Genomic DNA, 18072 nt, shown 5'->3' with positions numbered 1-18072 from the left:
CACACAGGCGTTGGTAATACTGGCCCGCAAGCTTGCTCGGGTGGTGTTCGCTCTGCTGAAAGGGCAAAGCGAATATCAACCAAAAGTTGGTTGAGGGTTGCCCCTCAACCATAGAATCTCCCACATTGGATAGGTGGTGTTTAGAAAAGGGTGATTGCCTGTAGCAACGCTGCCACTGCCGTAAATTCTCGATCTACGGCAGCCAACACCGGCCGCTTCAACACCAACACCGGCACCCCCCGCTCACGCGCCACTTCCAGCTTCGGCTCTGTGGCGGTGCTGCCGCTGTTCTTGCTGATCAGCACATCAATCCGCCGTTCTTCGAATAACGTCCGTTCATCCTCGATCAAAAACGGCCCGCGTGCGCCGATCACCTCACAGCGCTCGTTGCCGGGATACACATCCAGCGCGCGCAAGGTCCAGAACTGCTCGGCGGGGATTTCGTCGAGGTGCTGCAAGGGTTCGCGACCCAAGGTGAACAGCGGGCGCTTGAAGGGTTTGAGCGCTTCGACCAGTTCGGCCCAGTCGGCGACCTCTCGCCAATCATCCCCCGGCTGCGGCTGCCACGCCGGGCGTCTTAATGCCCAGCAAGGTACGCCGCATGCCCTTGCAGCCTCGGCCGCGTTGCGGCTGATCTGCACCGCATACGGGTGCGTGGCATCAAGGATCAGGCTGATGCGTTCGTTACGTACAAACTGCGCCAGGCCTTCACTACCGCCGTAGCCGCCGACCCGCACCTGGCATGTGAGGTCGGAGGGTACGCGGCCCACACCGGCCAGGCTGTAGACGTGTTCCGGCCCCAAGGTACGGGCGATGGCCAGCGCTTCCGTGACGCCGCCCAGTAAAAGAATCCTTTTCATAACGGTTTGATCACTTCCAGCAACGTGATCGGCAGCGCCTGGCGCCAGGTATCGAACTCGCCCAGGGGCTGCGCCTGGGCCACGTGGATGCGGGTCAGTTCACCGCCATGCTCGGCACGCCAGTTCATCAAGGTAATTTCGCTTTGCAGGGTCACGGCATTGGCAACCAGGCGGCCGCCGGGGCGCAGGTGTTGCCAGCAGGTATCGAGCACGCCGTCGCGGGTGACGCCGCCGCCGATGAAGATGGCGTCTGGTGTTTCCAGGCCGCTTAATGCCTCCGGAGCCTTGCCGCGAATCAGTTGCAGGCCGGGCACGCCGAGGGCGTCGCGGTTGTGTTCGATCAGGCTTTGTCGGCCTGCGTCGGCTTCGATCGCGAAGGCGCGACAGCTGGGATGGGTGCGCATCCATTCAATACCGATGGAGCCACTGCCCGCGCCCACGTCCCATAACAGTTCGCCCTGCATGGGCGCGAGGCGGGCGAGGGTCATGGCGCGCACATCGCGTTTGGTCAGTTGGCCATCGTGTTTGAAAGCCGAGTCCGGCAAGCCGGCAAGACGCGACAGACGCGGTGCGTTCGCATCCGCCAGGCAGTCGATGGCGACCAGGTTCAAATCGGCAACCGCCGTGTGCTCCCACGCTTGCGCGTGCCCGTCGATACGCCGTTCAGCCGGGCCGCCCAAATGTTCAAACACACTGATGCGGCTGGAGCCAAAACCACGTTCGACCAACAACGCGGCAATCAAAGCGGGGCTGCTAGCGTCATTGCTCAACACCAACAAGCGCACGCCACTGGCCAGATGCGCATTAAGTGCCGCCACCGGACGAGCCACCACGGATAACGTCATCACCTCCTGCAACGGCCAGCCCAGGCGCGCCGCCGCCAGGGATACCGACGATGGCGCGGGCAAAATCAACAACTCTTCAGCTGGCACTTGCCGCGCCAGGCTGGCGCCGACGCCATAGAACATCGGATCGCCACTGGCCAGAACGCACACAGGCTCCCCGCGCCGCGACAACACTGGCTCCAGGGAAAACGGGCTCGGCCACGCCTGGCGTTCGCCACGAATGCACACCGGCAACAGGTCCAACTGGCGTTGGCCGCCTATAATCTGCGTGGCGCGCAACAGGGCATGCCGGGCATTTCTGCCCAGGCCTTTGAAGCCGTCTTCACCGATGCCTACAACCGTCAGCCAGGGCGACATATCAATTCCTTGAACGACATCCGACGGGCAGGCTTTTCATGCCGCCGGACAAAGCAGGCATAATACCGCGCCTTTACCCGTCAACCGGTAGCCCCGTGAACCCAACGCCCGCTGTGAATACCTTGCGCCCCTCGGCTTGTCCGGGGTTGCTGCGTATTGTCCAGGCGTTGGACGGTGGCATTTGCCGAGTCAAATTGGCGGGCGGCGCGATCACTGCCGCCCAGGCCCACGCCGTGGCGGACGCGGCCCAGGCGTATGCGGGCGGGGTGATCGAGGCGACCAACCGCGCCAACCTGCAGATCCGCGGCATCGGCGCCGAGCAGGAAGCGTTGATCGCCCGACTGCTGGCGGCGGGCCTGGGGCCCAGCAACGCGGGCGGTGACGACGTGCGCAACCTGATGCTCAGCCCCAGCGCCGGCATTGACCCGCAGATGCTGTTCGACACCCGCCCGCTGGCCGCGCAGATCCTCGCCACCCTGGAGAACCATCCGCGTTTCCATGAGCTGTCAGCCAAGTTCGCGGTGCAACTCGATGGCGGCGAAGACCTGGCGATGCTCGAGCATCACCACGACCTGTGGTTGTCGGCCTTCGTACGCCATGGCGAAACCCTGCTCGCGTTTGGCCTGGCCGGCTGTCCCGGTCTGGATGCGCCCCTGGCCGCCGTGCCTTTGAACCAGGGGCATGGGTTGGTCGTGGCAGTGCTGGAAGCCTTTCTGGACCTCGCCACCCCAGAGCAAACGCGCATGCGCCATTTGCCTGTGGATAACGTGCTGAGCCATTTGCGCTTGCCGTTGCTGCCAGTCGACGGCTTCACACGTCCGGCCAGCGACGCGTCGCTCCAGGTGGGCACTTATCCACAAGTGCAAAAGAATCAGTTCTATGTCGCCGCCCTCGCGCCCTTGGGCCGCCTGGACCCGGCGATGCTCAAGGGCGCCGCACAACTGGCCAGTGACTATGGGGACGGCACCTTGCGCTTCACCCCTTGGCAGGGCGTGCTGGTGCCCAACGTCGAAAAGCCTTACGCCGTGACCGAGCGCCTGGCGCAACTGGGCTTTATCTGCTCGCTCGACCACCCGCTGGCGCGCATGATTGCCTGCACCGGTTCCAGCGGCTGCGCAAAAGGCTTGGCCGACACCAAGGCCGACGCCGTGCAACTGGCCGCTCTGCAACCGGGCGTTGAGGTGCATCTGTCCGGCTGCCTGCGCTCCTGCGCTGCCGCGCACACCGCGCCAGTCACCTTGCTGGCGGTGAGCCCCGGCCAATACGACCTCTATTTTCGCGATGCAGCCCAGCCTGGTTTCGGCCGGCTGCACGCGCGTACTCTTTCCATTGAAGCGGCGGGCGCCCTGTTGCGCGCTCGTCCACGGAGCAACACCGATGATTGATTACATCCGCGACGGTCAGGAGATCTATCGCAACTCCTTCGCCATTATTCGCGCGGAAGCCAAGTTGGACCGCATCCCGGCTGATTTGGAAAAACTCGCGGTGCGGGTGATCCATGCGTGCGGCATGGTCGAGGCCATCGACGGTCTGCAGTTTTCCGAAGGTGCGGGCAAGGCCGGGCGCGATGCGCTGGCCGCTGGTGCGCCGATTCTGTGCGATGCGCGGATGGTGTCCGAAGGCGTGACCCGCGCACGCCTGCCAGCCAATAACCCGGTGATCTGCACCCTGCGCGACGACAGCGTGCCGGAGCTGGCGCGGGAGTTGGGCAATACCCGTTCCGCCGCCGCTCTGGAACTGTGGCGTCCGCATTTGGAAGGCAGTGTGGTGGTGATCGGCAACGCGCCGACCGCGTTGTTCTACCTGTTGGAAATGCTCGATGCCGGTGCGCCGAAGCCGGCGTTGATCCTGGGTTTTCCGGTGGGCTTTGTCGGCGCCGCCGAATCCAAGGCCATGCTCGCCGCTGATAGTCGTGGGGTGCCGTTCGTGATCATGCAAGGTCGCCTGGGCGGCAGCGCCATGGCTGCCGCCGCCGTCAATGCCCTGGCCACGGAGGTCGAATAATGCAGCTGCGCGGACGTTTGATCGGCCTGGGCGTCGGCCCCGGTGATCCGGAACTGATTACCCTCAAAGCCCTGCGCCTGCTGCGTGAATCGCCGGTGGTGGCGTACTTCGTGGCCAAAGGCAAGAAGGGCAACGCCTTCGGCATCATCGAGGACCACCTGGTGCCGCAACAGACCCTGATGCCGCTGGTGTACCCGGTGACCACCGAAGTGCTGCCGGCGCCGCTGTCCTACGAGCAGGTGATCAGCGACTTCTACGACAATGCCAGCCTCGACGTGGCCGCGCACCTGGACGCGGGCCGCGACGTGGCGGTGATCTGCGAAGGTGACCCGTTTTTCTACGGCTCCTACATGTACCTGCATGACCGCCTGGCCGAGCGCTACGAGGCCCAGGTGATTCCGGGTGTGTGCTCGATGCTCGGTGGTGCCTCGGTACTCGGCGCGCCGTTGGTGTATCGCAACCAGAGCTTGTCGGTGCTCTCGGGCGTATTGCCCCATGAGGATCTCAAGCGCCGCCTGGCGGATGCCGATGCCGCAGTGATCATGAAGCTGGGGCGCAACTTTCCGAAAGTGCGCCAGGTGTTGGAAGAACTGGGTCTGGCCGAGCGGGCGTTGTACGTGGAACGCGCGACCATGGCCAACCAGAAGATCGTGCCGCTGGATCAGGTGGAGCCGATGTCGTCGCCGTACTTCTCGCTGATCATCGTGCCCGGTGAACGGTGGCAAGGTTGATGACCCCGGCGATTGTGATTCTGGGCCAAGGCAGCCTGGCGACTGCGCGCAGGCTCCAGCAGGTTTACCCCGGCGCGTTGATCCACGGCCTGGCCACACGGGTTGAGGGAGCAGACCGCAGCTACAGCGAGTTCGGCGCGACCTTGCGTCAGCTTTATCAGCAGGGCACACCACTGATTGCCCTGTGCGCCGCGGGCATTGTGATTCGCACCCTTGCACCGTTGCTGCTGGAAAAGGGCGAAGAACCCGCCGTGCTGGCCGTGGCTGAAGACGGCAGCGCTGTGGTGCCGTTGCTCGGTGGCCTGGGGGGCGTGAACCTCATGGCGCGCGACATTGCCGCAGCGCTCGGCGTGTCCGCCGCCATCACCACCAGCGGCGAGTTGCGTTTTGGCACCTGCCTGCTCAACCCGCCGGCGGGCTATCAACTGGCCGACATCGAGTTGGGCAAACGCTTTGTCTGCGACCTTCTGGCCGGCGAAAGCGTGCGCATCGAAGGCGCGGCGCCATGGCTGGAGGACGCTAACCTGCCTCAGGATCAACAGGCGCGCCTGGCGATTCATGTGGGCAGTGCCGAGCGCACACCGGCAGCCAACGAGTTGTTGATTTACCCGCAGAATGTCTACGCCACCTGCCGGCCGGGTGCGCAGTTGGCCGAGCGTGTGCGCCAAGCGCTGCATGAGGCGGGGGTCGCCGTGCAATCCCTGGCCTGCCTGCTGGCCAGTGATCTGCAGATGGCTGACGCGTCCTTGCATGAAGCCGCGTCGGCCTTGGGCGTACCGCTGCGTTTTGCCGTACTGGAACCCGTTGCGGACATCAGTATCACCGTGGCCGAGCAGCCCTTGGACCTGTCACAGGTTGGGCGCCCGCGCGGGCGTCTGGCGGTGATCGGCCTGGGCCCCGGCGCCGCAGAACTGATGGTGCCGGCGGTGAAGGCGGAACTGGCGCGTTGCACCGATGTGCTGGGGTATGAAACCTACGTGCGCATGGCCGGGCCTTTCCGGGACGACCAAGTGCAACACTGCACTGACAACCGCGAAGAAATGCAGCGCGCACGCCACGCCTTCGAGCTAGCCGCGCAAGGCCGCTCGGTGGTGGTGGTGTCCTCTGGTGACCCGGGTGTATTCGCCATGGCCGCAGCGGTGATCGAGGCGCTGCACGAGTCCAGCGAGCCGGCGTGGCATCAGGTCGACCTGGAAATCCTGCCGGGGGTTTCCGCTTCGCTGGCCACCGCTGCCCAGGCGGGCGCGCCGCTGGGGCATGACTTCTGTGTGATGTCGCTGTCGGATAATCTCAAGCCCTGGGCGATCATCGAAAAACGCCTGGACCTGGCTTCCCAGGCCGACCTGGCCTTGGCGTTCTACAACCCGATCTCCAGGTCGCGGCCTTGGCAACTGGGACGCGCCCTGGAGATCGTCGCGCTGCATCGCACGCCGCAGACGCCGGTGGTGCTGGGCCGTGACATCGGTCGTCCAGGCCAGACGCTGCGCGTCACTACCTTGGGGCAACTGACGCCCGAGCAGGTGGACATGCGCACCATGGTGCTGATCGGTTCATCCACCACCTGTGTGTTCCCGCGCGCGGGTGGCGGCGAGTGGGTGTACACACCACGTTGGTATGGCGACAAACCCAACTCCTGAAAACAGCCCCGTTGGCCGCCGGAAAGCTCCGGATAACCCAGGGATTCCCCTGGCGTTGTTCGGAGCTTTTTCTTTTTTTATGCGATGAAAACCGCACGCCTGCCCGCCGCGCCTTGTCATTGCTGGACGCTGGTTTTGGGCGGGGCAGTCCAAGGGATGTTTATCGCATGGAAACCCCGCAGCTCCCTGGACTAGGGTGGAAGCAAGCCCCATGTGGGGTGCTTGTGGAGAACAGAAAATGGAGCGACGTCACAGAAGGATCAACAGTAAAAAAAGGCGCAAGTTGATTGCCGCCTACAAATTGCCGGGCGCACCTGCCAGGCAGGCCGCTTGCGCGCTGGATCGCGACGATGATTGCAATGCGGCCGTGGTCAACAACGGGGTGATTTCATTTGCCGAAGGCTTGTCGGCGTTGAACCGCGAATACGTACGCAAAAGCTATCTGCTGGCCAGCAGTTATGTGAGCGATGTGCTGAACGTCCAGCGGGGCAGCGAGGCGTGGTACGAGGAATTTATCAAGGTGATGGTCAGCCTGGGGTGGCTGCCGCTGCGCAGTCGCTTTGAGCGGGTCTCGCGTGCGGGCAAGGGCCTGACGGTGCAACTGGCGGCGTTGAATATCATCGCCTCGATGCTGACGTCGACGGCGCTGTTCGGGCCACTGCTTAGCGCCTTGCCCAAGCTGGCCGCCGATGCGCTGGATGCATTGAAGCGTCAGCCAGCGTCTTTCGAGCTGTTCAAGCGCAATTGCGCGGTGCATGAGGGCGGCGATTTCGGCCTGGCCTCCTGCGCTGAAACAGACGGCGAGTTGATCATGGTGCTGGTGACCTACAGCACCCATGGTGTGGATAAACAGGTGGGCCTGCCCTTCCTGGAGTGGGACAGCTCCTCGTTCGAGGCCTTCAGCGGGCAGACTTGCCTGGTGCTCAATACCTCTATGGTCAACGAGAAAACCATCCAACTGATGCGCGAAAGCGCCGGTGACAAAGTGGAAATGGCTATCGCCAAATACCGGATCTAAGGCACCAGATAGCCCCGTACCCCGGTAAAAATGATTTGCGCGGCCAGGGCGCAGACGAACAGGCCCATCAACCGGCTGACAATCTGCAAGCCCTGGTCGCCGAGAATGCGTTCGATACGGTTGGACAGGTACAGCACCACGCCCACCGTCAGGCTGGCCAGGGCAATACTGAGGATGGCGGTAAGCTTGTCGTCCCAGTGTGGTTGGCTGACGCCCATCACCAGCAAGGCGCCGATGGTGCCGGGGCCGACGGTGAGAGGGATGGTCAGCGGCACGATGGTCACGTCCTGCTGCACGTTGTCGGTCTGCACCGCCGACTTGCCCTGGGCCATGCCCAGGGCGGAGATAAACAATACACTGCCGGCGCCGATACGGAACGCATCCACGGTAATGCCGAACACGCTGAAAATTACCCGGCCGAACAGGTAGAGCAACACGCTCGATACCAGGGTGGCCAGTGCAACTTTCCATGCCAGGCGCCGACGCTCCTTGCTGGAGTAGCCACGGGTCAGGCTGATAAAGCAGGACAGCACAAAGAACGGGCTGTAGAGCACCAGCATCTTCAGGTAAACGCTGAACAACACATGGAGCATGGGGGCGGCTCGCGGGCGGGGAAAGTGTGGAGGAGTCTATCCGACACAGATCAAATGTGGGAGCTGGCTTGCCTGCGATAGCGGTGGGTCGGTTAATACATCAGTGACTGATACATCGCTATCGCAGGCAAGCCAGCTCCCACAGGGGATGGTATTTCAAGTCAGGAAAGGGTGCTGTGCTCAGGGCGCTGTTGGCGCTGCGCCACCCAGTAGTCCACCAGCTCGCGCAACTGCGACAGTTCCACCGGCTTGGCCATATGCCCGTCCATACCTGCCTGGCGGGCGCGTTCTTTGTGTTCCGACAGGATATGCGCGGTGAGCGCCACCACTGGCGTGCGCACGCGTTGGTGGCTGACTTCCCATGCCCGCAGTTGCTGTGTGGCGGAGAAGCCATCGAGAATCGGCATTTCGCAGTCCATCAATACCAGGTCATAGCGCTGGGTTTTCATCGCTTGCAGCGCTTCTTCGCCGTTGCTGGCGGTGTCCGGGTCGAGATTGAGCTTGCCGAGCATGCCGCGAATCACTTTGGTGGAAATGCTGTTGTCTTCGGCTACCAGGATGCGGAAATCGCTGGGCACGGTGATGGCTGCCGGTGCGCTGGGGGCCGGGCGTGCCACGGGGGCGCCTTTGCTGCGTTGGGCCAGTTCATCGGCCAGGGTGGTCTTGAGGGTGTAGCCAGCCACCGGTTTGGCGAGGATGCGCTTGATCCCGCAGTTGCGCGCAATGATCTTGCTCGGTGCGTTACTGATGCCGGTGAGCATGATCAGCAGGATGTCGTGGTTCAGGCTCGGGTCTTCCTTGATCTTCGCCGCCAGTTGCATGCCGGTCATGCCGGGCATGTTCTGGTCCAGCAGTACCACATCGAAATAATCACGCAGGTGCGCCTTGGTGCGCAGCAGCGCCAGGGCCTCCTTGCCCGAAGGCACGGCGCTGACGTTCAGGCCCCAGGCCGTGCATTGCTGCACCAGCACTTTGCGGCAGGTGTCGTTGTCGTCCACCACCAGCACGCGGGCGTCCTTGAGCGGGCCGTCGAGGTCGCTGGTCGGGTGTTCCAGGCGTTCCGGGTCCAGCGGCAGGGTCAGCCACAGGGTACTGCCCTGGTGGCTCCCACTCTTGACGCCGAACTCGCCGTTCATCAACAAGATCAGCTGGCGTGCGATGACCAAGCCCAAGTGGCCGCTCAAGCGCGTCGCCGAAAGGAAGTTCTTGCTGTGCAGTTCGCTGTGGAGCAGGGCGTCGCGTTCGGCAGCTTCCATGGGTACGCCGCTGTCTTGCACGGCAATGCGCAGGCGTGGCTTGCTGCTGCGCTCATCCAGAGCGACAACGATCAGCACTTCGCCTTCATCGGTTTTGTGCAGGGCGTTTTCCAGAAGGCTCAGTAAAGCCTGGCGCAGTCGTGTCGGGTCACCGCTGATCACCCGTGGCACCTGGGGCTGGATAAAGCTGATCAGCTCGACATTCTGTTGCTCGGCCTTGGCGCGGAAGATGCTCAGGCAGTCGTCGATCAATGCATTGAGATCGAATTGCACATCATCGAGTTCGATCTGCCCGGATTCGAGCTTGGAAATGTCGAGAATCTCGTTGATCAAGGTGAGCAACTCATTACCGGCGCTGTGGATGGTCTGCACATAGTCGCGTTGCTTCACCGACAACGGTGTGCCCAGCAGCAACTCGGTCATGCCCAGCACACCGTTCATGGGCGTGCGGATTTCGTGGCTGATCTTCGCCAGGAACTCGGCTTTGGCGGCGACTTCGGCATTGCTGGCCGCCAGATCGCGGCTCAGGCTGAAACGAGTTTCGACAATGGCGCGCTGGCGCTCGCCGAGGGCCAGGCTCATCAGCAGGCCGCTGAGGCAGATAAAGCTCAAGAGGGTGACGATCAGCCCCTGTGGCGCCACCAGGGTAAGGCCGAGCAGTGCGGGCAGGATGATCAGCGTGCCGATGTTGAACACCACCATGGCCGCCACGAACAAGCGCGCCGGGCGGTAGCCTTTTTGCCAGTGATAGGCCGAGACAAACAGCATGCTCAGGCCCGCCAGCGCGACCAGGGCATAGGTGATGATGTTCAGCGGCAGGGTGTTGACGAACAACAACAGCAGGCCGCACAGGATGATCAGCAGGATGTCGGCCATCAACACTTTGTTCAGCGGGTGCGGGCCCAGGGGCATGAAGAAGCGGTAGGCAAACATCAGCCCACAGGGTGCGGTCAGCAGCAGGGCCAGGTAGGCACCGGGGGTCTGGATTGCGTGCCAGTTCGGCAGCCATGGCCCCACCAGGTTGAGCAACAGCGCCAGGCTGAGCATTAACAGGAACTCGCACGCGGCCAGCCACAGGCTGCTGCGCGAGCGGTGGTAGGCGAAGCGCGTGAGGTTGTGCAGGATCAGCATCGACAGCACGCCGAACAGCAGGCCGTAGATCAGCGTCTGGTTCTGGTTGGCGGCCGCCAGCACCGCTGGTTCCAGAGTGATGTAAGGGCGCAGCTCGTGTTCCGAGACCAGGCGCAGGTACACCTCCAGTGGCCGTTGGCTTTGAGGCATCGGCAGCATGAAGTCACTGCTGGGCAACGGACGCTCAGCCTGGGGCTGGCGTGTGCCGGTGGTTTGTTGCTCCACCAGGGTGTCGCCGTCCAGCACGTACAGGCTCAGGCTGGACAGGTCTGGGGCGAACACCCGCAGCACTTTTTCGTGCTTGCCGGGCTGTAGCCTGAAGCGCACCCACAGCGCACCGTCCGGCTGAGCGGCTGTGATCCGGTCCAGTTCGATGGGGCTGAATTGATTGGTATAGCGGGCGGAACGGATGTCGCTCAGTTGCAGGTCGGCCTGTTCATCAAGCAATACTGCCCAGCCACTGCCTTGCGCGGCGGCCTGGGCCGGTAGCAAGCAGAGCAGGGTCAGCAGACTGATTGTGAAACCTATGGCGATCCTGAGCCAGCGCACGGCGAAATCCCTTCGGTAGGTGGATGCACGGGTTAACTATGCGCGGGGCGACAGGGTACGGCAAGGGCCAAAGGCCCTTACCTAACCGAACGGATAGCTACTGCAAGTGTAGCTGCTCAGTTGTTCTCACCGCGTTCGCGGGCAATGGCACGGTAGCCAATGTCGGTGCGGTAGAAGCAGCCTTTCCAGTCGATTTTCGCCGCCAGTTTGTACGCCTGTTGTTGCGCGGCATCGACACTTGCACCCATCGCGGTGGCGCACAATACGCGGCCACCGGCGGTTACAACTTTACCGTCCTTGAGCGCGGTGCCGGCATGGAACACTTTGCCTTCCAGCGCAGCGGCCGCGTCGAGGCCTTCGATCACATCGCCCTTGGCGTAGTCGGCAGGATAGCCACCGGCCGCCAGCACAATCCCGACGCTCGGGCGTGGGTCCCACTGCGCTTCGACCTTGTCCAGGGCCTGGGCGAGGGCGGCTTCCACCAGCAGCACCAGGCTCGATTGCAGGCGCAGCATCACCGGTTGGGTTTCCGGATCGCCGAAGCGGCAGTTGAACTCGATGACTTTGGGGTTACCGGCTTTGTCGATCATCAGGCCGGCGTAGAGGAAACCGGTGTACACGTTGCCTTCATCCGCCATGCCGCGCACGGTTGGCCAGATCACCAGGTCCATTACGCGCTGGTGGACGTCGGCGGTTACAACGGGCGCCGGGGAGTAGGCACCCATGCCGCCAGTGTTCGGGCCGCTGTCGCCGTTGCCGACGCGCTTGTGGTCCTGGCTGGTGGCCATCGGCAATACGTTCTTGCCGTCGACCATCACGATAAAACTGGCCTCCTCGCCGTCGAGGAACTCCTCGATGACCACACGCGAACCAGCGTCACCAAAGGCATTGCCGGCGAGCATGTCGCGCACCGCGTCTTCGGCTTCCTGCAGGGTCATGGCGACGATCACGCCTTTGCCGGCAGCCAGGCCATCGGCCTTGATCACAATCGGTGCGCCTTTCTCACGCAAGTAAGCCAGTGCAGGCTCGATCTCGGTGAAGTTCTGGTAGTCGGCCGTCGGGATCTTGTGGCGAGCCAGGAAGTCCTTGGTAAAGGCTTTCGAGCCTTCCAGTTGGGCGGCGCCAGCGGTAGGGCCGAAGCAATCCAGGCCACGGCTGCGGAACAGATCGACGACGCCTGCTACCAGTGGCACTTCCGGGCCGACGATGGTCAGGGAAACATTCTTCTCGGCAAAATCTGCCAACTGCTCCAGGGCCAGCACGTCGATGGCGACGTTTTCACACTTGGCTTCGATGGCGGTGCCGGCGTTGCCGGGAGCAACGAAGACTTTCTGCACGCGTGGGTCCTGGGCTACTTTCCAGGCCAGGGCGTGTTCACGGCCACCGCTGCCAATGATCAAAACATTCATTTCAAAAACCTCGGATGACGCAAATTCGGGGGAGCACTGTTGGCTGTTTTCCTGTGGGAGCTTGCTTGCCTGCGATGGGGGCACCTCGGTGTGTCAGTTGCACCGAGGTGCCCCCATCGCAGGCAAGCCAGCTCCCACATCAAGCCAGCGCCCGCTTGAGATCAAATCAATCAGTGGCGGAAGTGGCGCATGCCGGTGAAGACCATCGCAATGCCCGCTTCATCAGCGGCGGCGATGACTTCTGCATCACGCATCGAACCGCCCGGTTGGATCACGGCGGTCACGCCAGCTTTCGCGGCGTTGTCCAGGCCGTCACGGAACGGGAAGAACGCATCGGAAGCCATCACCGAACCCACCACCTGCAAACCGGCATGCTCAGCCTTGATCGCGGCGATACGTGCCGAGTTCACGCGGCTCATCTGGCCAGCGCCGACACCGATGGTCTGGCGGTTCTTGGCGTAGACGATGGCGTTGGACTTGACGTATTTGGCCACTTTCCAGGCGAAGATCAGGTCGTTGATCTCTTGCTCGGTCGGCGCGCGCTTGGTCACGACTTTCAGGTCATCGCTGCCGATCATGCCGATGTCGCGGCTTTGTACCAGCAGGCCGCCATTGACGCGCTTGTAGTCCCAGGCCGCGGCGCGGTCTGCCGACCACTCGCCACAGGCCAGCAGGCGCACGTTGGCTTTGGCGGCGACGATGGCGCGGGCTTCTTCGCTGACGCTTGGGGCGATGATCACTTCGACGAACTGACGCTCGACGATGGCCTTGGCGGTCTCGGCATCCAGTTCGCGGTTGAAGGCAATGATGCCGCCGAATGCGGATTCGGTGTCGGTGGCGTAGGCCAGTTCGTACGCCTGGCGGATACCGCCTTCAGCGTCCGGGCTGACGGCCACGCCGCACGGGTTGGCGTGCTTGACGATCACGCAGGCCGGCTTGACGAAGCTCTTCACACATTCCAGCGCAGCGTCCGTATCGGCCACGTTGTTGTAGGAGAGTTCTTTACCTTGCAACTGAGTGGCGGTGGCGATGCCCACTTCGGCCGGCTTGGCTTCCACGTAGAACGCCGCACTCTGGTGCGGGTTCTCGCCGTAGCGCATTTCCTGGGCCTTGATGAACTGGCTGTTGAAGGTGCGCGGGAACTGGCTGCGACCTTCTGTGCTCAGGGTGTCAGCCGCTTGGTTCACTGTGCCCATGTAGTTGGTGATCATGCCGTCATAGGCGGCGGTGTGTTCGAACGCCTTGAGCATCAGGTCGAAGCGCTGGGCGTAGGTCAGGCCGCCGGCCTTGAGGTTTTCCAGGACGTTGGCGTAGTCGCTGGCATTGACCACGATGGCCACGTCCTTATGGTTCTTGGCCGCCGAGCGCACCATGGTCGGGCCGCCGATATCGATGTTTTCGATGGCGGTCGGCAGGTCGCAACCTGGCTTGTTGATGGTGGCTTCGAACGGGTAGAGGTTAACGGCCACCAGGTCGATGGGCTTGATGCCGTGCTCGGTCATGATGGCGTCGTCGATGCCGCGACGGCCAAGGATGCCGCCGTGAATTTTCGGGTGCAGGGTCTTGACGCGACCGTCCATCATCTCTGCGAAACCGGTGTAGTCCGCGACTTCCACTGCGGCCACGCCGTTGTCCTGCAGTAGTTTGAAGGTCCCGCCCGTGGAGAGGATTTCCACACCCAGGGCTTCCAGCTCCCGGGCAAATTCAAGGATCCCGGTCTTGTCGGAAACACTGATCAAGGCACGGCGGATCGGCAGGCGGGTGGTCTGGTCGGTCATCTCAATTTCCATCAAAAGCAAAGGAAGTCAGCAAAAAAGGCGACCGGTTCTACGCGGGCGCCTTTCTGGTTTGATTGAATGCTTACAGCAAATCGTACTGCTTGAGCTTTTTGCGCAAGGTGCCACGGTTGAGGCCCAGCAGCTCACTGGCTTTGGTCTGGTTGCCCTTGACGTAGTTCATCACGCTTTCGAGCAAGGGCGCCTCGACTTCGGAGAGCACCAGGTTGTACACATCCGTGACGGAAGCGCCCTCAAGGTGGGCGAAATAATTGTGCAGCGCCTTCTCGACACTCCCGCGAAGGGTCTGGCCTTCTTCGCTCGGCGTGTTGAGGTGCTGTTTCAAATTGACATTGTCGCTCACGGGTGTTGTTCCACTCACTAAAGTCTCGGTCATCATCGTCATGCGGCCACCCCTTCTCCATCCCCTGTTCCCAGGCTCTTGTCGCGTCCGGCGAAGAACTCACGAACGGTGGCGACCTGTGCCTGCGTTTCATCCAAACGATTGAACTGAGCGCGGAATTCCTTGGCGCCCGGCAAGGTGGCGAGATACCAGCCGACATGCTTGCGAGCAATGCGTACTCCCATCACGTCCCCATAAAAGGCGTGCAGGGCGGCCAGATGCTCTAGCAGAATACGTTCCACCTCGACCAACTCTGGTGCCGGCAAGACTTCACCGGTACGCAGGAAATGCTCGATTTCACGAAAAATCCACGGCCGCCCCTGGGCGGCCCGGCCAATCAACAAGCCATCGGCACCGGTCGCGTGCAGCACGCGCCGGGCTTTCTCGGCACTGTCGATGTCGCCATTGGCAAAGACGGGCATCGACACGGCCTGCTTGATCGCGGCAATGGTGTCGTACTCGGCTTCACCGGTGTAAAGGTCGGCGCGGGTACGGCCATGCACCGCCAGCGCTGTAATGCCTGCCTGTTCAGCGATCTTCGCCACCGTCAGGCCATTCTTGTTGTCCCGGTCCCAACCGGTACGAATCTTCAGGGTCACCGGTACATCCACTGCGCCAACAACGGCCTGCAGGATCTCGGCGACCAACTGCTCATCTTTCAACAGTGCGGAACCGGCGGCCTTGTTGCAAACCTTCTTGGCCGGGCAGCCCATGTTGATGTCGATGATCTGTGCACCCAGCTCCACATTGGCCCGTGCGGCATCCGCCAGCATCTGCGCATCGCCCCCGGCGATCTGCACCGAGCGTGGCTCGGGATCACCTTCGTGGATCATGCGCATCCGCGACTTGCGGGTGTTCCACAGACTCATGTCGCTGGTAACCATTTCAGAGACTACTAGACCCGCGCCCAAACGCTTGCACAGCTGACGAAAGGGCTGGTCGGTGACACCCGCCATTGGGGCGAGGATCAAGCCGTTTTGCAATGTGTATGGGCCGATGCGTACCGCCGACATAGGACTTCCCTGTTGTGGGGCCGGATCATTAGAGTTCGAAAAAGGGTTGGCATGATACCCGCTCTCGATGACTGGTTAAAGGCTGAATTGGATAAAATCTGAACAGTTACTTTTTTATCGCCATCGGTTTGGTCGACGGCGGTCAAGTCAATAATCCGCCGTCAAACCTCGGTGGGCGCGCCGTTTTACTCGGGCGAGTGGAAGCTCAGGCTGTAGTTCACGGCTCTATTGCCCGGATCAAGAATGTCCAGGGAGATGTGGATCGGCGTCTGCGAGGGCATTTCGCTGACGCCAGCCAACTCGCCGCTGAGATATTCGGCGGGCTTGAAGCGACGACTGGCAATCAGGCTGCCGTTCAAGTCCGCAAAGCGCAGCTCCAGCAGCGGGAAGGGCTGGGAGAAGGTCGCGCGGTTATAGATGATGGCATCCACCACCAGCGCCCCGGCGAATTCGGGGTGGCTGCGCACCACCAGATTGCTGCTCTTTATATGGGTAATGTCGACCCGCGATGGCACGGTGCACCCCAGTTTCGGGCATAGCGCCTGGAACCAGGGACGGTAGGCGTCCTGGCGGGCCACGTCGTCGAATTGGTAGGCGATGTACTGGCCGGCCAGGCCTGCGGCGGCGAGTACCACCAACAATATCCAGACCAGACGGCGACCCCAGCCTGACGGACGCTTCTGCGCATACAGGTGCAGGGGGTCGTCTTCCAGGTCCTGGAGCAACTCGTCGTGTACACCAGCCTCCGTTCGCGTGCGCTTGCGGCGCGGCTGCGTGCGGTCTTCGGGTTCAGGCTCATCGTGCTCGTCGCGGGTGGGTGTCAGCGGCGGGTCGAGGTCGTCATCCACGGTAGGAGCGTGCAGAGCTGGTTCGTCATCGAGTTCGTCGACGTGGGCCGACATGGACGGTTCGGTGCGCTGTTTGGACGCAGGTGCCTTAACGGGCTCGGGCTCTTCTTCTGGTGCCTGGGCGCGCTCTTCGGGGGGCTCACTGAACAGGCTGGCCGCCCACTTTTCTTCCTCGGCCTTGACCGTATCGCGGCTGGCGCTGAAGGACTCTTCCTTTTGCCGGCGGTCGGCACCTGGCTGGCGACGTTCCGCACCCAAGGCCTGGGTATGTTGGATCTCGCGACGTTCCAGCTTGGCCAGTTCCTTGTCCAGGTTATCCAGGTCCAGCTCTTCGGCCGTCCACTGTTTCTGGCTGATGGCCCGTGGTGGCTCGGGAGGTGCTTCGCCAATCGGTTCGGGGGTTGTCGGCGCTTCAGGTTCCGGCGCAGACGCCTGGGCGCGTTGCTCCAGCAACTGGCGGGCGGCGTTGAACACTTGCAGGCACGAGCCGCAACGCACCACGCCGCGGGCCACGCTCAACTGAGCGTGGTTGACGCGAAAGCGCGATTGGCAATGTGGGCACTGGGTGACGAAACTGTCGGTCATGCGGCCATCCGATTCAGGCAAGCGCTCATTCTAGCGCCGACGACCGCTGATGCGTACCCAGCCATCACGGTTGGCGATCGGGTCCAGCTCGAAGTCTTTGGCGTAGGCCGCAGCCACGTCTTCGCCCTGCTCGGCGAGGATGCCCGACAGCGCCAGGCGCCCGCCCGGCTTGACCAGGCTCGACAGTTGCGGCGCCAGCGACACCAGTGGCCCGGCGAGGATATTGGCCACCAGCACATCGGCCTGAACCTGGGGCAGGTCCTCAGGCAGGTAGAGTGGGAATTTGCCTTCGGCAATGTTGTTGCGCCCGGCGTTATCGCGGGAGGCTTCCAGGGCCTGCACGTCGATATCGGTGCCCACGGCCTCCTTGGCGCCCAACAGCAGGGCGGCGATGGCCAGGATCCCCGAACCGCAACCGAAGTCCAGTACGTTGCTGTCGGTCAGGTCCTGGCCGTCCAGCCATTCCAGGCACAGGGCGGTGGTCGGGTGCGTGCCGGTGCCGAACGCCAGGCCCGGGTCCAGCAGCAGGTTGACGGCGTCTGGCTCGGGCGCGGCGTGCCAGCTTGGTACGATCCACAGGCGCTGGCCGAAACGCATGGGCTGGAAGTTGTCCATCCAGCTGCGTTCCCAGTCCTGGTCTTCGATGACTTCGCTGTGATGCTCGGGCAGCGGGCCGCCGGTGAGCAGTTCCATATGGGCCAGCACGGCGGCGGCGTCGGTGCCGTCCTCGAACAGGGCCAGCAAGTGGGTGTGGGACCACAGCGGCGTGGTGTTGAGTTCCGGCTCGAAAATCGGCTGGTCTTCGGCATCCATGAAGGTCACCGACACGGCGCCCACTTCGAGGAACGCGTCTTCGTAGGTTTCGGCTTGTTCTGGGCTGATGGCGAGACGGACTTGCAGCCAAGGCATGGCGGGCACCTTTGAAAAAAATGAATGTGCGGCGGGCAGGCCGCGAAAGCGCGCAAGTTTACGCGAGCGGAGGGCAGAAGACGACACCACAGGCAGCACACTGTTTAAATGTGGAGCTCGTGTGGGAGCCGGGCTTGCCCGCGATGCAG

The 18072-nt window shown here is 62.7% G+C and carries 15 protein-coding genes; 5 read left to right on the top strand and 10 right to left on the bottom strand.

The window, feature by feature from the left end:
* Positions 1-140 precede the first annotated feature (140 nt).
* Both JJD66_RS24120 and cbiE read right to left on the bottom strand, forming a co-directional pair.
* The gene (locus JJD66_RS24120; protein WP_200649208.1) at positions 141-860 is read right to left on the bottom strand and encodes a cobalt-precorrin-6A reductase; all 720 of its coding nucleotides are present in this window, start codon (positions 858-860) and stop codon (positions 141-143) included.
* Positions 857-2062, bottom strand: coding sequence for a precorrin-6y C5,15-methyltransferase (decarboxylating) subunit CbiE (gene cbiE / locus JJD66_RS24115; RefSeq protein WP_200649207.1), 1206 nt, complete (start codon positions 2060-2062; stop codon positions 857-859). The genes JJD66_RS24120 and cbiE overlap by 4 nt, the downstream gene beginning before the upstream one ends.
* A gap of 38 nt (positions 2063-2100) precedes the next feature.
* Here cbiE and cobG point away from each other — a divergent pair, with 38 nt between their 5' ends.
* The 5 genes from cobG (at position 2101) to JJD66_RS24090 (ending at position 7452) form a co-directional block, all read left to right on the top strand.
* On the top strand, positions 2101-3447 hold the full coding sequence (cobG, locus tag JJD66_RS24110) for a precorrin-3B synthase (protein ID WP_200649206.1): 1347 nt from the start codon (positions 2101-2103) through the stop codon (positions 3445-3447).
* The gene (locus JJD66_RS24105) at positions 3440-4066 is read left to right on the top strand and encodes a precorrin-8X methylmutase (RefSeq protein WP_034126410.1); all 627 of its coding nucleotides are present in this window, start codon (positions 3440-3442) and stop codon (positions 4064-4066) included. Before cobG ends, JJD66_RS24105 begins: the two co-directional genes overlap by 8 nt.
* A complete protein-coding gene (locus tag JJD66_RS24100; protein ID WP_198715494.1) occupies positions 4066-4797 on the top strand; it encodes a precorrin-2 C(20)-methyltransferase in 732 nt (243 codons plus the stop codon). Before JJD66_RS24105 ends, JJD66_RS24100 begins: the two co-directional genes overlap by 1 nt.
* Positions 4797-6434, top strand: coding sequence for a precorrin-3B C(17)-methyltransferase (gene cobJ, locus JJD66_RS24095; RefSeq protein ID WP_200649205.1), 1638 nt, complete (start codon positions 4797-4799; stop codon positions 6432-6434). The genes JJD66_RS24100 and cobJ overlap by 1 nt, the downstream gene beginning before the upstream one ends.
* A gap of 238 nt (positions 6435-6672) precedes the next feature.
* A complete protein-coding gene (locus JJD66_RS24090) occupies positions 6673-7452 on the top strand; it encodes a hypothetical protein (RefSeq protein ID WP_105225593.1) in 780 nt (259 codons plus the stop codon).
* Here JJD66_RS24090 and JJD66_RS24085 read toward each other — a convergent pair.
* The 8 genes from JJD66_RS24085 to prmA form a co-directional block, all read right to left on the bottom strand.
* Positions 7449-8045, bottom strand: coding sequence for a MarC family protein (locus JJD66_RS24085; protein WP_003171467.1), 597 nt, complete (start codon positions 8043-8045; stop codon positions 7449-7451). The genes JJD66_RS24090 and JJD66_RS24085 overlap by 4 nt on opposite strands.
* Before the next feature lie 161 nt (positions 8046-8206).
* The gene (locus tag JJD66_RS24080) at positions 8207-10981 is read right to left on the bottom strand and encodes a hybrid sensor histidine kinase/response regulator (protein WP_200649204.1); all 2775 of its coding nucleotides are present in this window, start codon (positions 10979-10981) and stop codon (positions 8207-8209) included.
* A gap of 116 nt (positions 10982-11097) precedes the next feature.
* Positions 11098-12390, bottom strand: a complete 1293-nt coding sequence (gene purD, locus JJD66_RS24075; protein ID WP_014716727.1) for a phosphoribosylamine--glycine ligase — start codon at positions 12388-12390, stop codon at positions 11098-11100.
* Between the two features lie 170 nt (positions 12391-12560).
* Positions 12561-14168, bottom strand: a complete 1608-nt coding sequence (gene purH, locus JJD66_RS24070) for a bifunctional phosphoribosylaminoimidazolecarboxamide formyltransferase/IMP cyclohydrolase (protein ID WP_200649203.1) — start codon at positions 14166-14168, stop codon at positions 12561-12563.
* Positions 14169-14250: 82 nt separating this feature from the next.
* Entirely contained in the window at positions 14251-14571 is a 321-nt protein-coding gene (gene fis, locus JJD66_RS24065) for a DNA-binding transcriptional regulator Fis (RefSeq protein ID WP_002555375.1), read from the bottom strand.
* Complete coding sequence (gene dusB / locus JJD66_RS24060; protein WP_034126416.1) at positions 14568-15581, bottom strand: tRNA dihydrouridine synthase DusB; 1014 nt, start codon at positions 15579-15581, stop codon at positions 14568-14570. The genes fis and dusB overlap by 4 nt, the downstream gene beginning before the upstream one ends.
* A gap of 185 nt (positions 15582-15766) precedes the next feature.
* Positions 15767-17014 (bottom strand): DUF3426 domain-containing protein, encoded by a 1248-nt coding sequence (locus JJD66_RS24055; protein WP_200649202.1) that lies wholly within the window; start codon positions 17012-17014, stop codon positions 15767-15769.
* 30 nt (positions 17015-17044) lie between these two features.
* The gene (gene prmA, locus JJD66_RS24050) at positions 17045-17923 is read right to left on the bottom strand and encodes a 50S ribosomal protein L11 methyltransferase (protein WP_034134793.1); all 879 of its coding nucleotides are present in this window, start codon (positions 17921-17923) and stop codon (positions 17045-17047) included.
* Between the last annotated feature and the right edge of the window lie 149 nt (positions 17924-18072).

The organism is Pseudomonas sp. MF6751, from assembly GCF_016613265.1.
Taxonomy (GTDB): Bacteria; Pseudomonadota; Gammaproteobacteria; order Pseudomonadales; family Pseudomonadaceae; genus Aquipseudomonas; species Aquipseudomonas fluorescens_BV.
Note: the sequence above shows the minus strand (reverse complement) of the source record. Positions and strands in the feature narration are given on the sequence as shown.